Source organism: Bacillus sp. FSL M8-0025, from assembly GCF_037975475.1.
Classification (GTDB): domain Bacteria; phylum Bacillota; class Bacilli; order Bacillales; family Bacillaceae; genus Bacillus; species Bacillus subtilis.
The window spans coordinates 1,393,887-1,417,315 of record NZ_CP150258.1 but is presented as its reverse complement, the minus strand read 5'-3'; the positions used below and the strand labels follow the sequence as shown (position 1 = coordinate 1,417,315).

The following is a 23,429-nucleotide window of genomic DNA, read 5'->3' as shown; positions in this document are numbered from 1 at the left end:
TTTTTTTATTTAATGCAGATAAAAAAGGACGATGTCGAGAACAAAGTCCTTTTTTATTTCTATTACGGCAGTATGATTAATTCCTTTGGATATTGGGTCAGAGCAACTGCTCCGTCCTTTGTTACGTGAACGTCATCCTCAATGCGCACGCCGCCGATCTCAGGCACATAAATCCCCGGTTCGATCGTGTAGACCATGCCTTCCTGCAGCAGTGTATCGTTGGCCTGGCTCATTGATGGATACTCATGGACAGAAATTCCGAGTCCATGCCCAAGCCGGTGAGGAAAATAATCACCGTATCCCGCTTTTTCAATGATTCCGCGGGCAGTTAAATCCAGATCTCCGATTCTCACACCGGGTTTGCTTGCCTCAATCGCGGCTTTTTCCGCTTGAAGCACAGTCTCGTAAATGGCCTCCTGCTTCGGATTGATGGTTTTGTATGCAAACGTTCTTGTAATATCAGAGCAATAGCCATCAAGAATAACACCGAGATCAAATAAAACAAAATCACCTTTTTTCAACGTGGCTGTACCAGGATTTCCATGAGGCTGGCCAGATTTTTCTCCGAATAAAACCATTGTAGAGAAAGACATGCCCTGAATTCCTTTTTTCTTCAGCTCATACTCAATTTGAGCGAGCACTTCCACTTCACTGATGCCTTCACGCAAAGCGGCTGTGCCGACTTCAACACCGTAATCTGCAAGCTTTGCCGCCTCTTTCAGCAAACGAATCTCATTGTCATCTTTAATCAGGCGAAATTGATTGAGTGTTTCTTCTGCTGAAACAAATTGAGCCCCGCCAGTCGCATGCTTCAGCTGTTCTGCACGTGATAGCGAGATTGAATCCTTTTCTACCGCAAGCGTATGTATGCTTATATTTCGCTTTTTCAAGGCCTTCTCTATCAGCTCCCACGGATTTTCGTGATCCGCATAGCCAATGATTTCATGATTCCAGCCTGCGTTGCGGGCCTGTCCTGCTTCCATTCCTGGACAAACAAAGAAAGGCTCCTCTTCTTGAAAAATAAATAACCCCATTAATCTTTCATGCGGCTCTGTGTAAAAACCGGTTAAGTAAAAAACATTTTCTTTTGTATGAATAAATGCGGCAGTATGCCCCGCTTCCTTCAGCCATGAAGAGACGCGTTGTATTCTATTCACTTCTTGTTCCTCCCTGCCATTTGCAATGCATTGTTCTGTCTTCCATTGTAACAGGTTTTACCGGTGTTTGCCTTTCACGACGCCTTCATTTTCTAATGCATTTTATTTCCTGCTCCTCTTCCTGTATACTGACAGTAACGTTCAATCGCAGGGGGGTTGTTCCGTTTGCTGATGAATTTTTTCAGACGAAAAGCAGTTATGCTCTTAACGGTTTTGGGAATTTCCGCTCCTTTTATCGGGATGAAGATGGTGGGCTTTTATTATTACAGCTCTATCATAGGCTGTGCAGCGGGTTTCCTTTGCTGCATCCTCGCTCTCATCCTGGTTATGAAAAGATCTGATAAAGACAAAAATGAAGGGAAAGCTTGATACATAAAAAACCAGCAGCCTGATTAGGGCTGCTGGTTTTATTTTAGGAGTCTTAAACCGTTTAGTATGACCAAAATCGTGCTGCCCTCATGACCAATCACGCCAAATGGCAATTCCATCACCTGCAAAAAGTTTGCACAAATCAGCAGGCAGATTACAGCTAGAGAAAACACGATATTTTGTTTGATGATCCTGTTCATTTTCCGAGACAAGCGGCACATGTTTACGAGCTTTTTCAAATCGTTTTTCATGAGGACCATATCAGCGGTCTCAAGTGCTACATCTGTTCCGCCGCCCATCGCAATGCCGACATCCGCCGCTTTGAGTGCCGGCGCATCATTGATTCCGTCACCCACCATTGCAATCGTTCCGAATTCTTCTTTTAACCGTTTGATTTCATTCACTTTTTGGTCAGGCAGGCATTCTGCTACGACAGTTGTCATGCCGGCTTCCTTGGCAATCGCTTGAGCCGTGTCTTCGTGATCTCCTGTCAGCATGGCCGTTTTAATCCCAAGTCGGTTCAGTTCTTCCATGACCTCTTTTGCTTCAGGCCTGATTTGGTCCTTCAGTGCGATACAGCCTGCTATTTGATCATCCTTTTTCACAAATACAATTGTATGACCGCTTTGAATGACATCTGATGCTGTTTGTTTCAAAAATTGTGCTGCCATTTCCTCGCCGATAAAACCTGCTTTACCGACCTTCCATTTCGCACCCGACACTTCTGCCATAACGCCAAACCCTGAGGTTTCTTCTATAGATATGTAGCCGGACTGATTCACGCCGCGGCTTTCAGCGTACGCCGTTATGGCTTGGGCGAGCGGATGGCTTGATTGCGTTTCGATGGCATAGACAGCCTCAAGAACTTCCGCTTCACTGAATCCTTCAGCTATTCTGATCGTCTCTACGGCAGGCTGGCCTTTTGTTACAGTGCCGGTTTTATCAAAGGCGATCATTTGCACTGAGCCCAGCTGTTCAAGAAAGACGCTTCCTTTCACAAGCATACCGTTGCGGGCGCCATTTGAAATCAGGGACAGCGCCGCCGGCATAATAGAGGCGACAAGCGCACAAGGTGACGCGACAACCATAAACACCATTGCGCGGTAGAAGGTTTCACTCCAGCTCCAGCCCAGCGCAAAGTGCGGGACGAATAAAAGGAGCGCCACCGCAATTAGCACACCTTTCACATAAGCATTTTCAAATCGTTCGATGAAAGCCTGCGCGGGTGAAACACTATTTTGCGCTGATTCAACCAGTTTGATAATTTTTCTGAATAACGAATCTTCATTTGCTTTCGTGACACGGACAGTCAAGGAGCCATTGCGATTCACCGTTCCTGTGAATACAGTGTCGCCTGTGTTTTTTTCTACAGGCATTGATTCACCTGTTAAAGCCGACTCGTCAAGACTTGTCGAGCCCGATTCAATGATACCGTCTGCCGCTACGCGTTCTCCAGGTTTGATCACAATCATATCACCGGCCTGCAAGTCTGAAACCGGAACTCTTTTGGTTTCACCATTGACCATCAATGTCGCTTCTTCAGGCTCAAGCTGCATTAAAGACGTTAAATCTCTGCTGCTTTTATTCATCGTGTATGTTTCTAAAGCTCCGCTTAAGGAAAAAATAAATATTAAAATAGCACCCTCTGCCCAGTATCCGATCAAGGCGGAACCAACGGCAGCGAAAATCATTAAAAGTTCTACATTCAGCGTTTTGGATTCGAGTGTTTCTTCGATTCCTTCCTTTGCTTTAGCAAATCCGCCGATCACAAAAGCCAGCAAGAAAAGTATTATGGATAATACCTGATATCCGGATAAGAGCCAGCCTGCCAAAATAAGAGCCCCTGATACAAGTGCTGCAATAAGCTCCGCGTGCTGTGCCCAGTTTTTTTCCCTTTTGTCTGTTCTCAATGGCTCGTGCGGGTCGCGTTGAACGATAACTTGTTCATTCATATCGAATTCTCCTCTCTAATTGAGAACGTAAATCATCTTCATTTCTCTTATAAAAACAAAATCGCTGCCCAAAAGGCAGCTTTATCGTCAGTTATTTCTTGATGTCTTCCTTTATTATAGCACGCACGATGAGAATTTCAATTATAATTATTTTAATTTCTTTTTGATAATAATTATCATTAATGTTTATTCACTTCTTCTCTATATGAAAAAAGCTGAGAGTCTATACTCTCAGCTATTCTTCCGTCCATTCCTTCAGTTGTTCCGCTGTCATCGGGCCAATTTTTGTTTTTTCAATTTCTCCCTTTTCATTCAGCAAAAATGATGTTGGGATCGTGATGATATGATACTCCTTCATCAATTCCCCTTTTGAGTCAAGGACAATTGGAAACGTCAGCTTGTTTGCTTTAATAAAGTCTTCAACGACTTGCTGATTTTGTTCCGAATTCACTAAATTCACCGTTACCAGCTTTACACTGTCGGATGGATGGGCATCATAAAACGATTGAAACTGTGGAAGCTCCTTTTTGCAGGGCGGACACCATGACGTCCAAAAATGGAGAATTGTTTTTTGCCCTTTATTCGGAATCGAGATGTCCTCCCCTTCTATCGTTTTCATAAGAAAAACAGCGGGAACAGCAGGCTGTTTTTCCTCAGCTTGTGCTGCACCTGGAAACCATGCAATCAACCCTAATAACATAATGTATATAGTAAGCAAGCGCTTCGTCAACATGGAATCTTCCTTTCATGCTTTTCAATTAGCTTGCCCCTGCTGTTCCTTTATCATCCTTCAATTCGCGGCGTTCTGGTCCCTCCCGTAAGAAATACGGATACCTTCAATGCTTTGCAGATCGTGGCATAGTGCAGGCTCGTCAAAAGAATCATGCCAGTGTTCATTCCAAGGATAATCCCGAGCATTTGCAGATTCTCCATTGATCCCAGTACATACATCATACTTAGCGCAACGATATGGCTCCATACATTGTGATAAAAAGCCTCTTTCACAAAACCCATCCCGATTAAGCACGCCTGCAGCGGCATGACAAACAGATGAAAGAGAAAGTAAGGCCACAACAGCTGCAAGTAATACTGCGCTTCAGGAGAGTGAAAAAACAAATGCGTGAGAGGTCCCGCAAACTGGAACATGACCCAGACGGCAGGTATACCGTAACCTAATGTAATGAAAATCGACTGCTTCAGCCTTTTTAACACGATGTCATACTGAGAAAGCGCATAAGCTTCCGAAATACTCGGTATCATGACGACCATTAACGAATGGGCAATAAAAGCAGGGAACGACCCTATCGTCACAGCCACTCCTGCCAGCATTCCGTATTGATCGATCGCCGCTGTCCCGGCAACGCCCGCAGCCAAAAGAGCTCCTTTTACTAAAAAGGGTTCAATTGCATTGACAACCGCATGAAAAATACGCAGTCCTGTTGTAGGAATTGAAACAGCAAGCAGTCTTTTCCTTACATCCTTTCCGCGCAAATGAATGTGCTGCTGGCCGGATAACGCCCGCCTTGCCATGATAAATTGTGAATATAAGTAAACAAGCACGACCACATCACTCACGACTAGAACAAACAAGGAAACCAGCACAGCCATGTCCAATTCAAATGAGTACCATTGAAAAAAGAGGAATAAGCACAAGAGCTGGATGATTTTTTTCAGCACATTGGCGATTGCGATCTTCCCCATTTTCTGCACACCCATAAAGTAGCCCCTGGCGATTGAGGTAAAGGCGACAACAGGAATTAAGCCGATGACAATCCCTTTAATAAACGGGTGGTATGTATCAAATACCGGAATAAACGGAAGCGCAATACTAGCGGCGACAGTAGAAAAAGCAGTAAATATGGCTGTCATTCTGAAAGCGTGCCTCAGCATGCTTTCATGAAGCTTAGGATTTGACTCGGCAATGAATTTAGAAATGGATATCGGCAGTTCCAGGCTCGCGATGACAATAATTAAAAAGATCGTGGGCAAAATACTCATGTAAAGCCCCATCCCATGCTCGCCAAGCTCCCGTGCCAAAATCATATTGACGACAAATTCAAGGCATTCAGCGAAAAAGGCGGCAATGGATAAAAGAATGATCCCTTTCACAAATCGATTCATGGTGTCTCTCCTTGTCTCTTGTACTACCAACATCATATGAGACAAGTTCAAAAATTATTTTATTTTTACTCTTTATATGAAAAAAAGCACAGCTGAGACAAATTGTCTCTTCTATGCTTAGACGGCAAAAACGTGTCTGCCGATTTTTTCTACGATTTTTCTTGAACGAATCCAATTATCTGACGCTGTTTTCGGATTATAAAAGAATATGGCATCTGTTTCTCTATTTTTTGAGGACAGCGCTTCTTCGGCAGCTTCAATCGATTCTTTATCAGGCTTTTGGTTAATGCTCCCGTTTGCGACCGGTTCAAAGGCGTTTTTCTGATAAATAACTCCTCTTATCGTATCAGGAAAACCTTTTTTCTCCGTTCTGTTCAGTACAACGCTTGCTACAGCAACCTTGCCTTTATATGATTCTCCTTTGGCCTCTGCGTGAACGAGACGGGACAGCAACTCTTTTTCAGACTGTGTATATGTTTCTTTCTCATCATTTGTTTTGTCGGGTTTATCTTTCTCTTTCTTTTCAGTGTGTGCTGATAGCTTAATCGGTTTTATTTTCTTGTCCTTATCAGCAGACAGTGAAGGGAAAGATTCATTCGTATTTCGATCTATATGTGTAAGCCATTTCGCTTCTTCATGTTTTGTCTTCTTTGCGCTCAGTAGTGAAGCTTGTGTATGCTCAATTTTGGCTGCAGGCATGAAACAAAGAAGAAAAACAGCCAGAGCAGTGAATTTCGTTGTCATACAGTTTCCTCCTTAAAGTGCTCCAAAAAACACTTCATAACCTTAACAAGAGATCAATTCATTTTCACGGAAAAAGATTTTCCAACTCTCCCAAGGAGGTATCAGGATGGAATAAAGAGGATGACTCACTGCTTAATGGCAAAAAAACAGTCTGAAATTCTATAAATATTGTCAAATTAAAACATGTTTATCCATCTTTGGCACTTTACATTTTATTTACACCTGTTACAGACATCTGTAATAAAAGGCTTGTATTCTGTCATATATGATAAAAAGGCTTCTCACGTATGAGAAACCTTCAGCTTCTTGGCTGTTCTAAGTATTGAAAGATAACATCTCCGCCTTGCTGGGCAATTCCTCGGAAATGTTTAAAATCATCTTGTTTAGATAACACGGCCCTGAAATCAAGAAAATGCTCTTTCTGGACTCTCAGTTCGTTTATGGCGCCGGTGCGCAGCTGTTCAATCATTTCTGTTATTTCTTCGGGACGCAACGAAAATCCCCCCTTTTCTTTCTATTGACGAAAATCAATATATCATCTTTATAGCGACAGAACAATTCATAAGGGAGATAAAACTCCTTATCGCTTTACTTCTCAATGAAAATACTGCAAAATACTTTCAAAAGGCATTATTATGTTTAAAGGAGAGGAAGCTTGTGAAAATCGCTAAGGTTGGGAATGTCATTGAATTTAAAAACGGATTAACCGGTGTTGTTGAAAAAGTAAATGAGAATTCTGTTATCGTTGATGTGACGATCATGGATAACTATCGGGATCTTGAGTTAGATTCATTGACAGTTGTTAATCATAAAAATTATAAGATCATCAGAGACTCCTATTAAAACCTCCTTATTTCCACATTTATTCAAAAACTGCAAGACGGACAATTTAACACCTTACATATGAAATTCGCTTTCTCAAAAGCTGCCGGCCGGCAGCTTTTTTACATAAAAAACACCGATCATGAATCGGCGTTTTTGTCTATTTCCGTTATTTCTATATAGAACTCGCTGACGGCCCCTGGTTCGTACAGGTTGGTCAATGATGTTGAATAATTTGTCATTTCCCCCCGGAAGGCAAGATCGCGTTCCGGAACCTCGACATTAAACGTTTTTTCATACAACAGGACAGCGATATCATGGTAAGTCTCACTCGTAACGTTTAAGGTAAATGCAATTTTTCGCTTCGGCTCGCTCTCCTCTTGATATGCAGCCATTTCTAACGTTACATTGTTTAACCGCAATGTCTTCACTTCATATCACTCCTTTATAGTCCATGCATCTTAGCATACCTTAGCGAATGTTTACAATGAATCTGTTCTTAACGGTTATATGAACCAATTCATTCGAAAAGACACCTTTACAAACATACGTTCGTTAAATTATAATAAAACAGACGAGCTGCCATCCAGCATCCCGTCTTTTCATTAGAAAGCGGCGAGTGGAATTCCCCCCGGATTCGCTCGTCTTTTTTATGTAAAAACCGCCTCATTTCTAAGGAGAAACTATATGGTCGATTATCAACAAGTCATGTTTCACCATGCGTACCTTGGCGCCTTGAATTTCCCCATCCTTTAATGAGAGCGGTCAATCAATTCTCATCATGTTTTTTTAGATAAACCAGCATCCATTCAGGAAGTATATGAGTGTATGTTTTTAAAGTTCTAGTTATTCGTGCGCTTCCATATCGATCCTGAACAATTCTGAATGAAATGCTATAATCCTGCTATCAAGTAGCATGTGTATGACTTAAATCATGGAAGCAGAATAAATTCAACATATCCGTAAAATGCGTACTATAACATAAGTTTGAATGTGTATTTCAAGCCCAATGTAATGCCTCGTATAGAACATTTCGGGAGAAGGGCCTATGGAATGCCCTCACTGTTTTACCCGCACCCGTAATAAACTCCTTTCAGTATGTCCATTTAGAGATTCATTGCAATTATCTTCGAATTTTGTTCTGAACTATAAATCATTATATATTTTTAAACACTGTATTCCAGACTGACACATCTTCTTTTCCAAGACTCCAACTGCCAAGACCTTTCAGATTATATTTTTGAGCGAGTTTTATTTTTGCTCTGAGTGACTGTTCATTTTCAAACCATAATGTATATGTTCCCGAAGGCAACGGCCCCTTGTTATTGTGATTGACAGTAAAAATAGCTTTTGGAGATTGACTCTTGGTGTCAAAAATAATTGTCCCGCTATGCCTATTTACTAAGGAGTCAACAAGGTAAAGGGGAATGGCTTGAGAGGCAGATTGGCCTTCCATCCAGCAGCGGCCATAGAATGGCAATCCTAAAACTAGTTTTTGAGGAGAGATTTTTTGGGTCAGAACATATTGAATGGACTTTTCCACCCATCCTACACTTGCGGTAGGCCCAGCAAGGCGGCTTTCATCATAGGCCATAACCATAAGATAATCTGCATATTTAGCTAAATACTCGTAATCATATGATCCGTGCCAGCCCTTCGTCCAGCCAAAAGGATTTGCCGCCACTGCAACTGATACTTCTTTATGTCTAGGAATACTTTTCCTTACTAATCTAATAAAATCTGTAAATAGATTCCGATCTTTTTCTGTAAGGTTTTCTATATCGATATTAACTCCGTCCAAATCCAGTTCTTCTATTGCATGAGAAATTTGTTTAGCTAAAAGAACTCGGTTCATTAATGCAAATCGTCCCAATTCCTGATCCCAATGATTGCTTAGAAAAGGAACTACTTTTAATTTTCTTCTATGAAGAGCTTTAATCACATCGGGATTAGCTGAACGGAGAAGTAATGATCCATCTTTTCTGATATAGAAAAAATCAGGAGACACAACATTTAATACTCCGTTCGTTTGATCAACGTGTTGAATAAAATCCCATCCTAATCCAGAATAGAAATAGCTCATTTGAAACATCTCATAACCCCTTCATCCCCAAAAATATCAAGTTCCCCACAAATAAAAAAATGAGGATTGTCATTTCAATTTGATTCGTTTCCGAAACCTCAAAGATTACCTTTCTCTTATCTTTATAATTTGTCCAGGATAAATTCTGTCTGAAGAAAGCTTATTAAGATTCATAAGTTGTTGTACCGGAATTTTAAAGGATTTGGCAATCGTCCATAATGTATCACCGGATTCCACATGATACACTTCGTATGTTACGGGAAATTCCATATAACGAGGCGTTCTTTTTACTTTATTCGCTTGATTTCTTATTTTAGGTATTTTCCCCTTCATTCATATTACTCTCCTTTAGAATAATTTGTTATTAATATTTCTAAACCGTTTCTCTCTAATCTTAATGATTTGTCCAGCATATATTTGATCTGATTTGAAATGATTAAGCTCCATGAGTTGCTGCAGGGAAACATTATACTTCCTGGAAATTATTGATAATGTTTCACCGGGAGTAACATGATGGATCACGTATTTTTCTTTAAGAACATCTACATAATGAATGGTTTCCCCTAAGTTTCTTATAATTCCTCTGCTTTTTAGCACCTCAAGCATTCTCTCGGCTCTATGCCGATAGGAATCATTCTTTACAGCCTTTTTACCGTTTATCTGAATCTTTTTTCTCTCGCTATCATGATTCAAATAGTATTTAACCTTTTCCAATGTTTCTTTTGGGGAGGAAGAAACGATGAGATCGCGGCCAGGTTTGAATTTACCTCGAACTGCTGGTGTATCCGATGTCAATAAAAACCCCCCGGAACCAAGAATCTCATAGGTGCGTTGCGTAAGTTGGCTTTCACAGTTTTGCAAACCGATAACGACTTTTGCTGAACTGTAAACTTTATATGCTTCAGTATAATCAAGGTATCCATGGATCCAATTGGGGGGAATTTCTCTTCCTATATATTTACTCATTTTTTCCCAGTTTCTCCCCCAAAAATCAATGCGAATACCCTTCCGTATAAGAGGACGAATAAGCGTTTTTAAAGAGGACGAACGGAACACTTCCGGATGTTCTTCAAGAAAATTAGGGTAAGCATTAGCCACCACTGCTATATCACAACTGTATTTTGCTAATGGTTTAATCTGGTGATGTATACTTTCGTGAAATGCAAAGTCTAAGTGAGCTGCTTTAATCCCCATGCTTTCATAAGTTTTACACAGAGAAGGCGTAACCGTGAAAACAAAATCTGGTTTCATCTTCTTAATTAACGGGATAGTAAAGTTTTGAGTGTGCAGCGGGTCTTCAGTTGCCCAATAAACGAGAGGGATATTCACCTTTTTAGTAGCGTTGCGAATCCAGGCCTGCTTTTCCCTTGAATGCTCTGGTGTCCATCCCATAGATACTATTAGATCTGGTTTAAATTCGTCTATCATTTCAGTGATATTTTCCCGACTTACAGGACCGGAAATCATTACGGTATGTCCTGCTTCCCTAAACCCATTCGGTAAACCATAGAGCCACATGGGATGACTCTCAAGGAAAAGAATTTTCACACATTTCCATCCTCTCTTTCACTTTTTAATGTCTACTTTATTGGTATGTATATGTAATATAACTTGTCGCGGTACTAGTCTATAAAAAAACGTTCAGGTGTGAGATCACGTGATAGCTTGTGTGGGATGCCCTACAAAAAAAGAAAGCAACCTACAACATATTTTCCTATGTGGTTATTCAGGACATAAGGATTCCTTTAAATATTTTCAAAAGTATTGGAATACAAGGACAGGGATATTATTTTTTATTAAAAGTCAAGATCCCCCGTTACTTTAAGTACATTTATTCACAGTGTAATCTTTTTTACAGGTCATTTAGTGGTAGCCCCAGGAAAATGCGAATTTACAACGTTAAGCAAATTCAAACATAAAAAAGTCGAATTCCCTGTCCTTTAAGGAAAACGACTTTTTTATACGACTTCTTCAAGTAAGATTCCCATCAACCTTTTTTGGGGACTATTTGTAATCTCTGCGCAGGGAAATTATACCTGTGCTAGCCCGCCATCTACGAACAATTCAACACCCGTCAAGTAACTGCTTTCGTCTGAAGCAAGGAAAGATACAGCGTTTGCTACTTCTTCAGGTGTCCCAACTTTTCCAGCTGGAACAGTATTTCTGCTATTTTCCAGTACCTCTTCAAGTGCATCACCAAAAAGCTCATCGTAGGCAGGTGTAAGAATACCTCCTGGACTAACCACATTTACACGGATTTCAGTACCTTTTAGGTCAAGAATCCAGTTGCGAACTAGTGCTCTTAATGCTGCTTTAGATGCTCCATATACACTAAACGCTGGGTTGCCAATTGATCCAGCAGTAGAGCCCGTTACAATAATAGAACCTACTTTGTCTGGGAATAGTGATAATGCTTTTTGAACAGTAAAGATGGTTCCTTTAACGTTAATGTCGAACGTTCTATCAACCTGCTCTTCAGTAATTTCACCTAATGGAAGGAAGTTGCCGATGCCTGCATTAGCAAAAAGAATGTCCAACTTACCTTTTTCCTGCTTTATAATGTCATATAGTTTGTCTAAGTCTTCAAGCTTAGAAATATCACCTTGAACACCGGTTACGTTCTTGCCAATTTGGTCAACAGCTTTATCAAGTTCGTTTTGTCTACGTCCCGTGATATAAACATATGCACCTTCGTTTACAAATTTTTGTGCTGTAGCAAGACCAATCCCACTTGTTCCACCCGTTACAAGCGCTATTTTACCTTCAAATTTACCCATACTTAACACTCCTTTAGAATTAATTTTATTTTATGTCTAGTACCTTTAAGTACTTGAAGAACAACTTTCAAGATATAGTATCCTTCAGTAAGCACATTATCGGAAGTACCCACTTTTTTGTGATATAGTAACTAAAAAGTAATAAATGTGGAATGGAGAGCTTTAGACATGAAAAAATTTAGTTGTGGGTTTGAAGTGACAAAGGAAGTTATTGGCGGAAAATGGAAAGGCCTTGTATTATACTTTTTAATGAATGGACCAAAGAGAACGAGTGAATTAAAGCGCATTATCCCAAATATAACTCAGAAAATGCTGATTCAAACACTTAGAGAGCTTGAAGCCAGTGGACTTGTGAGCAGAAAGATGTATAATCAAGTACCGCCGAAGGTTGAATATTCATCCACTGAACTTGGAGAATCTCTTAAACCTATCTTGCAGGAGCTCTGTCAATGGGGAGGCCATTATGCGGAGCAAGAGTATGCAGAAGGTGAATATGAAATTGTACAACCAGAACAACTAAGTTAGGATTGATGTAGCTGCTGAAGTAAATGCTAAACAACTTCAATATCATCACCTAACAGATGAAGAACAGTCAGAAATAAATGAGATATTCAATTTTGAAAGTGAAGTTCTAATAAGAAGTGTCATCGACTATATTCAGGAGAACTTTGATGAAATTCAAAAAAGAGCTGTTTCAAATGTTAAAGAGAAGGTTCAGAAACTTAGCCAAAAAATAAATGAAGATATTGATAATAATATTTAATGCCTATGATCTCTAGATAGGCATTTTTTCTTTCGGATAAAAAAGAAAAGACGTACAAATTGTACGCCTTAATCTGCTTCTGTACTATCAATTTTTCACTGCATAAAAGTCACGGTTCAGGTTGCACCTCAGGTCACACTTTTTAATACAATTCCCATGAGTAGAGCCATTTTCAGGTGTGACTTTTCCCACTTTTATTGAGCTTAGTGCGGGTCACACTTCGCTGTGACCAGGTCACATTTCCGCTGAAAATTAGCGCTGAATGTTCGGATTTTACTGTGACTCCACTTCGTTTCACACTCCGTATCACACAACGGAATAATTAACGATTATCAATTGTCTCCGGATACAAATCATGGTTCATCATACGGTATTCGGCCATTTTCTCATACTTCGTGCCAGGCTTTCCGTAGTTTGTGTACGGGTCAATGGAAATTCCGCCTCTTGGCGTGAATTTGCCCCATACTTCAATGTAGCGCGGGTCCATTAATTCAATCAAGTCATTCATGATGATATTCATGCAGTCCTCGTGGAAGTCACCATGGTTTCTGAAGCTGAATAGATACAGCTTTAATGATTTGCTTTCAACCATTTTTTCATCAGGAATGTAGCTGATGTAGATTGTCGCAAAGTCAGGCTGGCCTGTTTTAGGACATAAAGATGTGAATTCCGGGCAATTGAATTTTACAAAGTAATCACGGTTTACATGTTTATTCGGGAAGGATTCCAGCACGTCCGGTGCATATTCGAACAAATAATTTGTACCTTGATTGCCTAGCAATGTTACACCTTCTAATTCTGATTCTTTTCTTGTCGTCATGTTCATCTTCCTTTCTATTATACTCCGCGTTTGTTGCCCCATAACAGGGTGTGCAGCTGCGGGAGCACTCTGACGAGATTCAGCTCCGCATCGACAGCTACCTTATCAACAAGCGCTTCATATTTTCCAAGCAAATGTGCAATCAGTGACTGATCATCTGTCGTATGCACGTCATCATTTCCGACTTGTAAATAAAACGGGATTCCCGGATACCGCTTGTGCACAGTTTTGGCAAATTCCAGATCTTCATCATTAAAGATGACAACCTTCAAGCTGACAGCATGCTGTCTATCATTCTCTTGAAGTAAAGTTAAAATGTGGTCAAGCTTTTGAAAGTTCGTTACCATTTTTGAGCTTGGCGGTTTTGGAGAAATTGTCAGGTCATCAATCAGCGTAAACCAATCCTGATAAACGGTCCCTTGAGTTTCAAGCGCTGCACGGATGTTATTTTCCTTCAGCAGTTCAATAAAAGCATCCAGCTGTTTTAACAGAGCCGGGTTGCCGCCTGAGATCGTCACATGAGAAAACGCATCTCCCCCAATGTCCTTAAGCTCCGCAAAAATCTCCTCCGCCGTCATCCAGCGAATATCTTTTTTAGCAGACCCGTCCCAAGTGAAAGCGGAGTCACACCAGCTGCAGGAATAATCGCAGCCGGCTGTCCGGACGAACATCGTTTTCTGTCCGATCACCATGCCTTCTCCTTGAATCGTCGGGCCGAAAATTTCTAATACAGGAATTCCTTTAGCCATTCAAACCACCCTTTTTCGGACGGTAGACACAGTAGCTTGTCGGTGTTTCACGGACAAACACCTGTACACAAGTCGGCTTATTCTCCAAAGTGTCTAAATAAGCCTGTACGTTGTCATAAATCGTTTTCGCCACGACTTCAGTTGTCGGCAGCGAATACCGGTCGTCCTGAGAAAAATCTTCATGATCATTTAATAGCGTGTGATCATAGTTTCCGTGCACCAGTTTTTTGAGTACGCTGAAATTGACAAGAAAGCCTGAATCGTCAAGTTCGTCGCCGGCAACGGTTATATTTACGGTATACGTATGCCCGTGAACCCTGCTGCACGCTCCCGCACTTTCCCGAGGGATAAAATGAGCGGCTGAGATATGCATGTCCTTATTCAGTTCAAACGAATAAGGATGCTGGGCCTGCGGATAAATTTGAGATAACAATTTATGCACGCTCTCCTTTCATCACCATATATTCTTCATAACCTTTTGAACGAAGGTGACATGCCGGACATTCGCCGCAGCCGTCTGCGATGATGCCGTTATAGCATGTCAGCGTGTTGTTTTTCACAAAATCCAGCGCGCCAAGCTCATCTGCAAGCTTCCACGTTTCCGCCTTATTGAGCCACATGAGAGGCGTGTGGATCACAAACGGCTTCTCCATCGCCAGATTTACCGTTACATTGCAAGATTTCACGAATTCATCACGGCAATCAGGGTAACCGCTGAAGTCTGTCTCGCAAACTCCTGTAATAATGTGGCGCGCGCCAATTTGGTAAGCCAGGATAGAGGCAAAGGATAAGAATACCAAATTGCGGCCTGGAACGAATGTGGATGGCAGTTCGCCGTCTTTTACTTCTATCTCAATATCATTTCTAGTCAGGGCATTCGGTGCAAGCTGATTTAAAAGTGACATATCAAGCAAATGATTTTTCACACCAAGCTTTTCCGCAATGGATTTTGCCACTTCAATTTCCTGCGAATGTCGCTGATTATAATGAAAAGTCACCGTTTCGACTTCTTCGAATTCTTTTAAGGCCCACAGTAAGCATGTTGTGCTGTCTTGGCCGCCGCTAAATACGACAATTGCTTTTTCTTTTTTCATGATTCCTCTCCTTCTCCGCAATAAAAACGTCGGCGAGAGACATCGCTACAGCTAATTCACGCAAAAAAACACCTTTTTTCGGAAGGTGCTCTAGAAAAACATAAAAAAGGCCGTATCCAAGGATACAGCTCGTCCTTAGTTTTTTATAGAGGGTGTAGCTAGAACCTCTCCCGCATATCTCACGGATTTTCTTCAATTTTTTCACTTCTGCTATCTTACCATAATGTTGTTTTTCTTGACAATAAAAAAGTCAGTCCCCGGTTCCTAGATCAATTATCGCTCTATAGTGACGGTTCGTTTCATTATATATATTTATAAACTGCGCCGCCGAGGAGCTTTTTTGCAAAGCAAAGCGCCTATGAAGGCCAGGCTCACATAGCCAAACAAGGGATAAATCGTTGAAATAAGCCTGCCGTACCCTATTTGGCTCGTAATATAAGCCGTGATCATAATGGCCGCAAAGATATATTTGCTTTTCACTGGAAGAAAGCTTTGCACTTGTTTTTCTAATCCATATAGATTACCAATAACTGATGTGAACACTTCTCCGAAAATAATGAGTAAATAAATCAAATGGACAGATCGTGCAAAGAGATAAACCACTTGTGCCATCGGTATATCATACAAAAATACATCCGGAAGAGTTGACAAAGACAGAAAACTCGCGGACAGCACAATCGTCAGCATCGTGCCTCCGATTAAAGCGCCTTTTTTTATCACTTTCTCCGATGACATTTCATTCGCCAGCGGAACCAAAACCGCTTGGGCAAGCGATAAATTCAAAGCCCCGTAAGAAACAGCTGATAACAGCCAATCCCAGCGATGCGGCCAGACCCACTGAGCTGCGTTTCGTGATTCGCTGAATATAAAAGAGTCGGCCACTACAATCATTGAAAAGAGGATTAAAAGGGGAACAACAAACACATTGACACCGAAAATGCCTTTTACTCCTCTAGTCATCACAATTAAGCTCAGACCGATTGTAATAAGCATCCCAATCTGAGCGGACATCCCCAATTGTTCCTCAAAAAGCGCCCCTGCTCCTGAAAGCATGACAGATGTAACTCCGAGGAGAACAAACAGCATAAATACATTGATAATTCGCCCAGCCGCCGCCCCGAACAAAAAGATGTTCATTTCTTGATATGACTTGGCATTGATTCGCTTTGAAATGATCATCAGCTTGGCGCCCAGAAACGTAAACATTCCGCCGCTGACGAGAATGCCGAATAAACCGAACCAGCCGAACTTCAGAAAAAACTCAACAATTTCTCTGCCAGTCGCAAATCCAGCTCCGACTACTGTGCCGACATACACAAAAGCAAGCTGACTTGCAGACCCTTTTGATTGTTCCATTTCTCCCCTCCGAACGAACCGCAGTTTTGTCCATAGATGCCTTTTTATAACCTATGAGACAAGTTCCTTGAAAAGACGAAGAAAACATGTTTTACTTTGTAACAAATTAAAAAATGTTGTGCAAAAGGCTTGAAAGTCAAAGATGGTCAGAGTATACTATTAATCAAAGTTGGTCAAACAAACCGGCCTCTTTTAAAAACCAATTGGTCAAAGATAGTCAAATATTCAGTCTGCTTTGAGCATATTGGTTTGAAAGCCGTTAAGTTTGCCGTATACTAATAGTCAAAGAAGGTCAAATCCAATAGACCTTTTTATTCACTTTCATTGGTCAAAGAAGATCAAATTATTAAGGAGGTTTTGGCAAATGCGTTGTCAACATTGTCATCAAAACGAGGCGACGATTCGCCTTAACATGCAAATAAATTCCGTTCATAAACAGATGGTTCTTTGTGAAACTTGCTATAACGAACTGACCCGTAAACCTTCAATGAGTATGGGTCCTCAATCTTTCGGATTTCCGTTTGAACAGGCATTCCAGCCGAAAGAAAAGAGCGCAGCAAAACAAAGCGGAAAAAAAGGGCTGCTTGATGAGCTGGCTCAAAATATTACAAACGGTGCTAAAGCCGGTCTCATTGATCCCGTCATCGGCCGTGATGATGAAGTGGCGCGAGTGATCGAAATTCTAAACCGCCGGAACAAAAACAATCCGGTTCTTATTGGTGAGCCGGGTGTAGGGAAAACTGCCATCGCTGAAGGGCTCGCTTTAAAAATTGCTGAAGGTGATGTTCCAAACAAACTGAAAAACAAAGAGCTATATTTGCTTGATGTTGCATCCCTTGTTGCAAACACAGGGATCAGAGGCCAATTTGAGGAGAGAATGAAACAGCTGATCACTGAGCTGAAGGAACGAAAAAATGTCATTCTGTTCATTGATGAAATTCACCTTCTCGTTGGCGCAGGCTCTGCAGAAGGATCAATGGACGCCGGCAACATTCTCAAACCGGCCCTAGCCAGAGGCGAACTGCAAGTCATTGGCGCGACAACACTGAAAGAATATCGTCAAATCGAAAAAGATGCCGCGCTGGAAAGACGTTTTCAGCCTGTCATGGTGCAGGAGCCTTCAATTGAACAGGCTATCCTCATTCTGCAAGGGATTAAAGACAAATACGAGGCGTACCATGGCGTAACATTCAGTGATGAAGCAATCAAAGCGTGTGTCACTTTATCATCCCGCTACATTCAGGACAGACACCTGCCGGATAAAGCAATTGATTTATTAGATGAAGCAGGTTCAAAAGCCAACCTGTTAATTGATGAACTGAATGATGAGGATGCCGCTGAACGCTTAACTGCAATTGAAGCCGAAAAAACAAAAGCCCTGGAAGAAGAAAATTACGAACTGGCTGCAAAACTCCGTGATGAAGAACTCGCATTGGAGAAAAAACTGAACAGCTCCTCCGCTCATACTGCTGTCACTGTGGAAGCTGAGCACATTCAGGAAATTGTTGAACAAAAAACAGGCATCCCTGTCGGCAAACTGCAGGCAGACGAACAAACGAAAATGAAAGAACTCGAAGCAAAACTTCATGAACGCGTGATTGGACAAGCAGCCGCTGTTCAAAAAGTGGCAAAGGCGGTAAGACGAAGCCGCGCCGGTTTAAAATCCAAAAACAGACCAGTCGGCTCCTTCCTCTTCGTCGGTCCTACCGGCGTAGGGAAAACAGAGCTTTCTAAAACACTGGCAGATGAATTATTCGGCACAAAAGACGCTATTATCCGACTCGATATGAGCGAATACATGGAGAAACACGCCGTATCTAAAATTATCGGTTCACCGCCTGGATATGTCGGCCATGAGGAAGCTGGACAATTAACTGAGAAAGTGCGCCGCAATCCTTACAGTATTGTGTTGCTGGATGAGATTGAAAAAGCACACCCAGACGTTCAGCATATGTTCCTGCAAATTATGGAAGATGGCCGTCTGACAGACAGCCAAGGCAGAACCGTAAGCTTCAAAGACACTGTGATCATCATGACAAGTAATGCGGGTGCTGGGGAGAAACAAACGAAAGTCGGTTTCCAATCAGATGACAGTGTCATCGAAGAACAAACATTGATTGATTCACTGAGCATGTTCTTTAAACCTGAGTTCCTCAACCGTTTTGACAGCATTATTGAGTTCCGCTCATTGGAAAAAGAACATCTTGTCAAAATCGTCAGCCTTCTTCTTGGAGAACTTGAAGAAACATTGGCTGAACGGGGCATTAGCTTGAATGTGACAGATGAAGCGAAAGAAAAAATCGCTGAGCTGGGCTACCACCCTTCATTCGGTGCACGTCCGCTTAGAAGAACCATCCAAGAATGGGTTGAGGATGAAATGACCGATCTGCTGCTTGATAATGGCGAGATCACAAGTTTTCACGTGATTTTAGAAGATGATAAAATCAAAGTGCGAGCGAAATAACAATCAGCGGTTTCCTTTTAGGAAGCCGCTTTTTTTATGCTTTCATACTCTTGACTTAGAAAATACCGTCCCTTCCCCTGAAGCGCTATTTCCCTTCATCCTTTACACTTTTTTTAAGGAGGGATGGAACATGTTTATATACAGTGAATATGTATTTCTACTATTATATGAATACCATCTGAAGGACAGCTTACAAGAAAGCTGCTAATTTCAGTAGACACCCGGGCTTTTCAATTTTGGAGAGCCCGTTTTTGTTTATTTCTCCCTTCTATGCCTCTTCCTTGAATATTTCATGAACAAATTCACAATGTCCCTAAAGTTCCGGGCACCAAAACCGATATTAACCATAGACAAGCTAGTAAAAAAGGATTTGGTGAAAAACTATGGATAAAACTTCGTTAATCGGTATTATTCTTGCTTTTGTGGCATTGAGCGTCGGGATGGTTCTGAAAGGCGTCAGTTTCAGCGCCCTTGCAAACCCCGCTGCCATTTTAATTATTATCGCTGGGACAATCTCAGCAGTCGTTATTGCGTTCCCAACAAAAGAAATTAAAAAAGTGCCTGCGCTGTTTCGAGTGTTATTTAAGGAAAATAAACAGCTCACAATAGAGGAACTCATTCCTATGTTCTCTGAATGGGCTCAGCTTGCACGCCGCGAAGGTCTGCTTGCTTTAGAAGCAAGCATTGAGGATGTAGATGATGCTTTCTTGAAAAACGGGCTCAGCATGGCTGTTGACGGGCAAAGCGCAGAATTTATCAGAGATATTATGACAGAGGAAGTCGAAGCAATGGAGGACAGACACCAAGCCGGGGCCGCTATTTTTACACAAGCAGGAACGTACGCTCCGACACTTGGAGTACTCGGCGCTGTAATCGGGCTGATTGCCGCTCTCTCTCATATGGACAATACAGATGAGCTTGGACACGCCATCAGTGCCGCCTTTGTTGCCACACTTCTCGGTATCTTTACAGGGTATGTGTTATGGCATCCTTTCGCAAATAAATTAAAACGAAAATCAAAACAAGAAGTAAAACTGCGTGAGGTCATGATTGAAGGTGTTTTATCCGTTTTAGAAGGACAGGCACCGAAAGTCATCGAACAAAAGCTTTTAATGTATCTTCCTGCGAAGGACCGCTTGAAATTTGCAGAACAAGGAGAGGCGCAAAATGGCGAGAAAAAAGAAGAAGAAGCATGAGGACGAGCACGTTGATGAATCATGGCTCGTTCCTTACGCCGACATCCTTACTCTTCTCCTGGCATTGTTTATTGTGCTGTACGCGAGCAGCTCGATTGACGCAGCTAAGTTTCAAATGCTCTCAAAATCATTTAATGAAGTTTTTACAGGCGGCACCGGTGTACTGGACTACTCCAGTGTCACTCCTCCTGAAAACGAGTCAGACGGCATCGATGAAGTGAAAAAGGAAAAAGAAGAGAAAGAGAAAAACAAGAAAGAAAAAGAAAAAGCAGCTGATCAAGAAGAACTTGAAAATGTGAAGAGCCAGGTGGAAAAGTTCATCAAAGATAAAAAGCTGGAACATCAGCTGGAGACGAAGATGACTAGTGAAGGCCTTCTGATTACGATTAAAGACAGCATCTTCTTTGATTCTGGAAAAGCGACCATCCGTAAGGAAGATGTGCCGCTTGCAAAAGAGATTTCAAATCTTCTTGTGATTAACCCGCCAAGAAATATCATTATCAGCGGACATACTGATAATATGCCAATTAAAAATTCTGAATTCCAATCAAACTGGCATTTAAGCGTCATGAGAGCGGTAAACTTTATGGGGCTCCTGATTGAAAACCCCAAGCTCGATGCAAAAGTGTTCAGCGCCAAGGGTTATGGCGAGTATAAACCGGTGGCTTCCAATAAAACTGCGGAAGGCCGAAGCAAAAACCGGCGGGTTGAAGTTCTCATTTTGCCGAGAGGCGCAGCGGAAACAAATGAAAAATAGCAAAAAAGGAAGCCTTGTGACATATCAGGCTTCCTTTTTTTACTTATTATGAAACTGTTTTGCGTTTAATCCTACTCTTTTTAACATTTCGGTGCACATCTCTACCTCTTCTTCGCTTAATACGCTGATCATTTCATCAATTTCAGCAGCGTGATCAGGGAAAATATCATTCAAAAGACCGATGCCTTTTTCAGTAATTTGCGCAAATGTCACTCGTCTGTCTGTAGGAGACGCTTTCCGAATGAGAAGTTCTTTTTGCTCCAGCTTATCTACAACGTATGTGATGCTCCCGCTAGCCAAGAGAATTTTATCTCCTATCTGCTGCAGCGGCTGATCGCCTTTATGGTACAAAAGCTCTAGCACAGCAAATTCAGTCGGATTCAGCCCATGCTTATGAATATGCTTATTCATATGATCGTTAATAGACCGATACGCGCGCGACAGCACGATAAATAACTTCAGTGATTTTTCTGTCATGTCTCAATCATCCTTTTAGAAACCGTTACAGAGAAACATTAATAAACAAAGACCAAAATGTCAATAAAAATCTTTCCAATATTTCTCTTCTTTTTTAAAATGTAAGCTTGCCAACACCTTTTTCTAATTTTTTTGGTTATTTTTTCTTATTAAAGAAGAAGAAACAATGATATAATACCTCTAATCAGGTGTATGTTGGAGCGATGCAAATTGAAAATACTAAAAGGCGCCTGCGGGAGAGTCAAACTTTATATCATACTGGTCGTGATTCCGGCAATCGTCATCAGCTTTTTCGTATATGAAAAAGAAAAAGATACAATAGCTGCAGAACATAAACAAGAAGCAAGTGTCCTGCTAAACCTTCACCGCAACAAAATCAATTATTTAATCGGAGAAACAATGGCGAGAATGACCTCCTTGTCCATCGCCATTGACAGACCGGTTGATATAAAGAAAATGCAGTCAATTTTGGAAAAGACCTTTGATTCAGAGCCGAGATTTTCCGGTCTCTATTTTCTCAATGCCAAAGGAGACGTCACCGCAAGCACAACCGAATTAAAAACGAATGTAAACCTGGCCGACAGATCTTTTTTTACAAAAGCAAAGGAAACTAAAAAGACAGTCATTTCAGATAGTTATTCGAGCAGAATTACTGGTCAGCCAATTTTCACAATTTGTGTCCCTGTTTTGGACTCAAAACGTAATGTGACAGATTATCTTGTCGCAGCTATTCAAATTGATTATTTGAAAAATCTCATTAACTTACTAAGCCCTGATGTTTATATTGAAGTTGTGAACCAAGACGGGAAAATGATTTTTGCGAGCGGACAAGCCTCTCATGCAGAGGATCAGAAACCTGTCAGCGGATATCTGGATGATATCAGCTGGAATATGAAAGTCTATCCGAACCCAGTCACAATAGAAGAACTGTCGAAAAGCCTTGTGCTTCCGCTTTCATGTATTATTGTTCTGCTGAATATCCTTTTTATTCTCGTGCTGTATTATTTGCTGAAGCGGCAGACCCAGCTGGAGCGCTCAGAAAACGAGGCGCAAAAATTAGAGCTGATCGGGACGCTTGCTGCCAGCACAGCCCATGAAATCCGTAACCCCCTCACCGGGATAAGCGGCTTTATTCAGCTGTTGCAAAAGAAATATAAAGGTGAGGAAGATCAGCTTTACTTCTCCATTATCGAACAGGAGATAAAGCGCATCAATCAAATAGTGAGTGAGTTTCTTGTTCTCGGCAAGCCGACAGCTGAAAAATGGGAGCTGAACTCACTTCAGGACATTATCGGAGAAATTATGCCAATCATTTATTCTGAGGGCAATCTATACAATGTTGAAGTCGAATTACAGTATTTAACCGAGCAGCCCTTACTCGTAAAATGTACAAAAGATCATATTAAACAAGTGATTTTAAATGTAGCAAAAAATGGCCTCGAGTCAATGCCTGAAGGAGGCAAACTGACGATCTCCCTGGGAGCTTTAGATAAAAAAGCCATAATCAAAGTTGTGGATAACGGTGAAGGGATTTCTCAGGAAATGCTGGATCACATCTTCCTTCCCTTTGTTACTTCTAAAGAAAAAGGAACCGGTCTCGGCCTTGTTGTTTGTAAACGGATCGTGCTGATGTACGGAGGCTCTATTCATATTGAAAGTGAAGTGCGAAGAGGCACAGAGGTGACAATCACCCTCCCTGTATCCGCTTCATAACCCCCCTGACCATGT

General features: G+C 41.4%; 24 protein-coding genes and 1 riboswitch. Of the genes, 7 read left to right on the top strand and 17 right to left on the bottom strand.

Features of this window, described 5'->3' with window-relative positions:
• Window positions 1-62 precede the first annotated feature (62 nt).
• The gene (gene papB / locus MKX38_RS07435; protein ID WP_015715797.1) at window positions 63-1,157 is read right to left on the bottom strand and encodes a di/tri-peptidase; all 1,095 of its coding nucleotides are present in this window, start codon (window positions 1,155-1,157) and stop codon (window positions 63-65) included.
• Window positions 1,158-1,322: 165 nt separating this feature from the next.
• Here papB and MKX38_RS07430 point away from each other — a divergent pair, with 165 nt between their 5' ends.
• Window positions 1,323-1,526 (top strand): hypothetical protein, encoded by a 204-nt coding sequence (locus MKX38_RS07430; RefSeq protein ID WP_014476643.1) that lies wholly within the window; start codon window positions 1,323-1,325, stop codon window positions 1,524-1,526.
• A 38-nt stretch (window positions 1,527-1,564) separates the two neighbouring features.
• Here MKX38_RS07430 and pfeT read toward each other — a convergent pair whose 3' ends face one another.
• The 5 genes from pfeT to MKX38_RS07405 all read right to left on the bottom strand — a co-directional run bounded on the left by pfeT (window position 1,565) and on the right by MKX38_RS07405 (window position 6,836).
• Window positions 1,565-3,478, bottom strand: coding sequence for a metal-transporting ATPase PfeT (pfeT, locus tag MKX38_RS07425; RefSeq protein ID WP_339189105.1), 1,914 nt, complete (start codon window positions 3,476-3,478; stop codon window positions 1,565-1,567).
• A gap of 235 nt (window positions 3,479-3,713) precedes the next feature.
• Window positions 3,714-4,211: a sporulation thiol-disulfide oxidoreductase StoA gene (gene stoA / locus MKX38_RS07420; protein ID WP_003245444.1), complete on the bottom strand. Its 498-nt coding sequence runs from the start codon at window positions 4,209-4,211 to the stop codon at window positions 3,714-3,716.
• 50 nt (window positions 4,212-4,261) lie between these two features.
• Window positions 4,262-5,599: a sporulation protein YkvU gene (gene ykvU, locus MKX38_RS07415; RefSeq protein WP_038829000.1), complete on the bottom strand. Its 1,338-nt coding sequence runs from the start codon at window positions 5,597-5,599 to the stop codon at window positions 4,262-4,264.
• 117 nt (window positions 5,600-5,716) lie between these two features.
• On the bottom strand, window positions 5,717-6,343 hold the full coding sequence (locus tag MKX38_RS07410; RefSeq protein WP_003232442.1) for a cell wall hydrolase: 627 nt from the start codon (window positions 6,341-6,343) through the stop codon (window positions 5,717-5,719).
• A gap of 298 nt (window positions 6,344-6,641) precedes the next feature.
• Complete coding sequence (locus MKX38_RS07405; RefSeq protein WP_003218622.1) at window positions 6,642-6,836, bottom strand: hypothetical protein; 195 nt, start codon at window positions 6,834-6,836, stop codon at window positions 6,642-6,644.
• Window positions 6,837-7,000: 164 nt separating this feature from the next.
• On the opposite strand from MKX38_RS07405, the gene MKX38_RS07400 reads away from it, so the two are divergent.
• A complete protein-coding gene (locus tag MKX38_RS07400; protein WP_003232446.1) occupies window positions 7,001-7,186 on the top strand; it encodes a YkvS family protein in 186 nt (61 codons plus the stop codon).
• Window positions 7,187-7,305: 119 nt separating this feature from the next.
• Here MKX38_RS07400 and MKX38_RS07395 read toward each other — a convergent pair whose 3' ends face one another.
• The 5 genes from MKX38_RS07395 to MKX38_RS07375 form a co-directional block, all read right to left on the bottom strand.
• Window positions 7,306-7,596, bottom strand: a complete 291-nt coding sequence (locus MKX38_RS07395; protein WP_003245399.1) for a YkvR family protein — start codon at window positions 7,594-7,596, stop codon at window positions 7,306-7,308.
• A 725-nt stretch (window positions 7,597-8,321) separates the two neighbouring features.
• Window positions 8,322-9,257 carry a glycosyl hydrolase family 18 protein gene (locus MKX38_RS07390; RefSeq protein ID WP_339189103.1) on the bottom strand — a complete coding sequence of 312 codons (936 nt, stop codon included), beginning with the start codon at window positions 9,255-9,257 and terminating at the stop codon, window positions 8,322-8,324.
• A gap of 96 nt (window positions 9,258-9,353) precedes the next feature.
• Entirely contained in the window at window positions 9,354-9,581 is a 228-nt protein-coding gene (locus tag MKX38_RS07385) for a LysM peptidoglycan-binding domain-containing protein (RefSeq protein WP_017695061.1), read from the bottom strand.
• Window positions 9,582-9,596: 15 nt separating this feature from the next.
• Window positions 9,597-10,796, bottom strand: coding sequence for a spore protein YkvP (gene ykvP / locus MKX38_RS07380; RefSeq protein ID WP_283934311.1), 1,200 nt, complete (start codon window positions 10,794-10,796; stop codon window positions 9,597-9,599).
• Between the two features lie 482 nt (window positions 10,797-11,278).
• Complete coding sequence (locus tag MKX38_RS07375; RefSeq protein WP_032725594.1) at window positions 11,279-12,025, bottom strand: glucose 1-dehydrogenase; 747 nt, start codon at window positions 12,023-12,025, stop codon at window positions 11,279-11,281.
• Window positions 12,026-12,193: 168 nt separating this feature from the next.
• On the opposite strand from MKX38_RS07375, the gene MKX38_RS07370 reads away from it, so the two are divergent.
• Window positions 12,194-12,550, top strand: coding sequence for a winged helix-turn-helix transcriptional regulator (locus MKX38_RS07370; protein WP_014417586.1), 357 nt, complete (start codon window positions 12,194-12,196; stop codon window positions 12,548-12,550).
• Window positions 12,551-13,110: 560 nt separating this feature from the next.
• Here the strand turns inward: MKX38_RS07370 and queF are convergent.
• The 5 genes from queF to MKX38_RS07345 form a co-directional block, all read right to left on the bottom strand.
• Entirely contained in the window at window positions 13,111-13,608 is a 498-nt protein-coding gene (gene queF / locus MKX38_RS07365) for a preQ(1) synthase (RefSeq protein WP_003218613.1), read from the bottom strand.
• 17 nt (window positions 13,609-13,625) lie between these two features.
• Window positions 13,626-14,357 (bottom strand): 7-carboxy-7-deazaguanine synthase QueE, encoded by a 732-nt coding sequence (gene queE, locus MKX38_RS07360; protein WP_015252213.1) that lies wholly within the window; start codon window positions 14,355-14,357, stop codon window positions 13,626-13,628.
• The gene (gene queD / locus MKX38_RS07355) at window positions 14,350-14,799 is read right to left on the bottom strand and encodes a 6-carboxytetrahydropterin synthase QueD (RefSeq protein ID WP_003232462.1); all 450 of its coding nucleotides are present in this window, start codon (window positions 14,797-14,799) and stop codon (window positions 14,350-14,352) included. The genes queE and queD overlap by 8 nt, the downstream gene beginning before the upstream one ends.
• Complete coding sequence (gene queC / locus MKX38_RS07350) at window positions 14,792-15,451, bottom strand: 7-cyano-7-deazaguanine synthase QueC (protein ID WP_021479407.1); 660 nt, start codon at window positions 15,449-15,451, stop codon at window positions 14,792-14,794. The genes queD and queC overlap by 8 nt, the downstream gene beginning before the upstream one ends.
• A gap of 129 nt (window positions 15,452-15,580) precedes the next feature.
• Window positions 15,581-15,625, bottom strand: a riboswitch (PreQ1 riboswitch).
• A 138-nt stretch (window positions 15,626-15,763) separates the two neighbouring features.
• Complete coding sequence (locus tag MKX38_RS07345; RefSeq protein ID WP_076457776.1) at window positions 15,764-16,807, bottom strand: hypothetical protein; 1,044 nt, start codon at window positions 16,805-16,807, stop codon at window positions 15,764-15,766.
• 364 nt (window positions 16,808-17,171) lie between these two features.
• On the opposite strand from MKX38_RS07345, the gene clpE reads away from it, so the two are divergent.
• From clpE to motB, 3 genes are all read left to right on the top strand, one after another.
• Window positions 17,172-19,271 (top strand): ATP-dependent protease ATP-binding subunit ClpE, encoded by a 2,100-nt coding sequence (gene clpE, locus MKX38_RS07340; protein WP_230488541.1) that lies wholly within the window; start codon window positions 17,172-17,174, stop codon window positions 19,269-19,271.
• Between the two features lie 383 nt (window positions 19,272-19,654).
• Window positions 19,655-20,467, top strand: coding sequence for a flagellar motor stator protein MotA (gene motA / locus MKX38_RS07335; RefSeq protein ID WP_003238984.1), 813 nt, complete (start codon window positions 19,655-19,657; stop codon window positions 20,465-20,467).
• Window positions 20,439-21,224 carry a flagellar motor protein MotB gene (gene motB / locus MKX38_RS07330; protein ID WP_003232473.1) on the top strand — a complete coding sequence of 262 codons (786 nt, stop codon included), beginning with the start codon at window positions 20,439-20,441 and terminating at the stop codon, window positions 21,222-21,224. Before motA ends, motB begins: the two co-directional genes overlap by 29 nt.
• Window positions 21,225-21,263: 39 nt before the next feature.
• On the opposite strand, the gene mhqR is transcribed toward motB, so the two are convergent.
• On the bottom strand, window positions 21,264-21,701 hold the full coding sequence (gene mhqR, locus MKX38_RS07325) for a MarR family transcriptional regulator MhqR (protein ID WP_003232475.1): 438 nt from the start codon (window positions 21,699-21,701) through the stop codon (window positions 21,264-21,266).
• 192 nt (window positions 21,702-21,893) lie between these two features.
• On the opposite strand from mhqR, the gene kinD reads away from it, so the two are divergent.
• Window positions 21,894-23,414: a sporulation kinase KinD gene (gene kinD, locus MKX38_RS07320; protein ID WP_217024180.1), complete on the top strand. Its 1,521-nt coding sequence runs from the start codon at window positions 21,894-21,896 to the stop codon at window positions 23,412-23,414.
• Window positions 23,415-23,429 lie beyond the last annotated feature (15 nt).

Excerpts from the sequence above, each read along its gene's own strand:
- pfeT (WP_339189105.1), bottom strand. The coding sequence starts at position 3,478 with ATGAATGAACAAGTTATCGTTCAACGCGACCCGCACGAGCCATTGAGA.
- stoA (WP_003245444.1), bottom strand. The coding sequence starts at position 4,211 with ATGTTGACGAAGCGCTTGCTTACTATATACATTATGTTATTAGGGTTG.
- ykvU (WP_038829000.1), bottom strand. The coding sequence starts at position 5,599 with ATGAATCGATTTGTGAAAGGGATCATTCTTTTATCCATTGCCGCCTTT.
- MKX38_RS07410 (WP_003232442.1), bottom strand. The coding sequence starts at position 6,343 with ATGACAACGAAATTCACTGCTCTGGCTGTTTTTCTTCTTTGTTTCATG.
- MKX38_RS07390 (WP_339189103.1), bottom strand. The coding sequence starts at position 9,257 with ATGTTTCAAATGAGCTATTTCTATTCTGGATTAGGATGGGATTTTATT.
- MKX38_RS07385 (WP_017695061.1), bottom strand. The coding sequence starts at position 9,581 with ATGAAGGGGAAAATACCTAAAATAAGAAATCAAGCGAATAAAGTAAAA.
- MKX38_RS07375 (WP_032725594.1), bottom strand. The coding sequence starts at position 12,025 with ATGGGTAAATTTGAAGGTAAAATAGCGCTTGTAACGGGTGGAACAAGT.
- MKX38_RS07370 (WP_014417586.1), top strand. The coding sequence starts at position 12,194 with ATGAAAAAATTTAGTTGTGGGTTTGAAGTGACAAAGGAAGTTATTGGC.
- queF (WP_003218613.1), bottom strand. The coding sequence starts at position 13,608 with ATGACGACAAGAAAAGAATCAGAATTAGAAGGTGTAACATTGCTAGGC.
- queE (WP_015252213.1), bottom strand. The coding sequence starts at position 14,357 with ATGGCTAAAGGAATTCCTGTATTAGAAATTTTCGGCCCGACGATTCAA.
- queC (WP_021479407.1), bottom strand. The coding sequence starts at position 15,451 with ATGAAAAAAGAAAAAGCAATTGTCGTATTTAGCGGCGGCCAAGACAGC.
- MKX38_RS07345 (WP_076457776.1), bottom strand. The coding sequence starts at position 16,807 with ATGGAACAATCAAAAGGGTCTGCAAGTCAGCTTGCTTTTGTGTATGTC.
- clpE (WP_230488541.1), top strand. The coding sequence starts at position 17,172 with ATGCGTTGTCAACATTGTCATCAAAACGAGGCGACGATTCGCCTTAAC.
- motA (WP_003238984.1), top strand. The coding sequence starts at position 19,655 with ATGGATAAAACTTCGTTAATCGGTATTATTCTTGCTTTTGTGGCATTG.
- motB (WP_003232473.1), top strand. The coding sequence starts at position 20,439 with ATGGCGAGAAAAAAGAAGAAGAAGCATGAGGACGAGCACGTTGATGAA.
- mhqR (WP_003232475.1), bottom strand. The coding sequence starts at position 21,701 with ATGACAGAAAAATCACTGAAGTTATTTATCGTGCTGTCGCGCGCGTAT.
- kinD (WP_217024180.1), top strand. The coding sequence starts at position 21,894 with ATGTTGGAGCGATGCAAATTGAAAATACTAAAAGGCGCCTGCGGGAGA.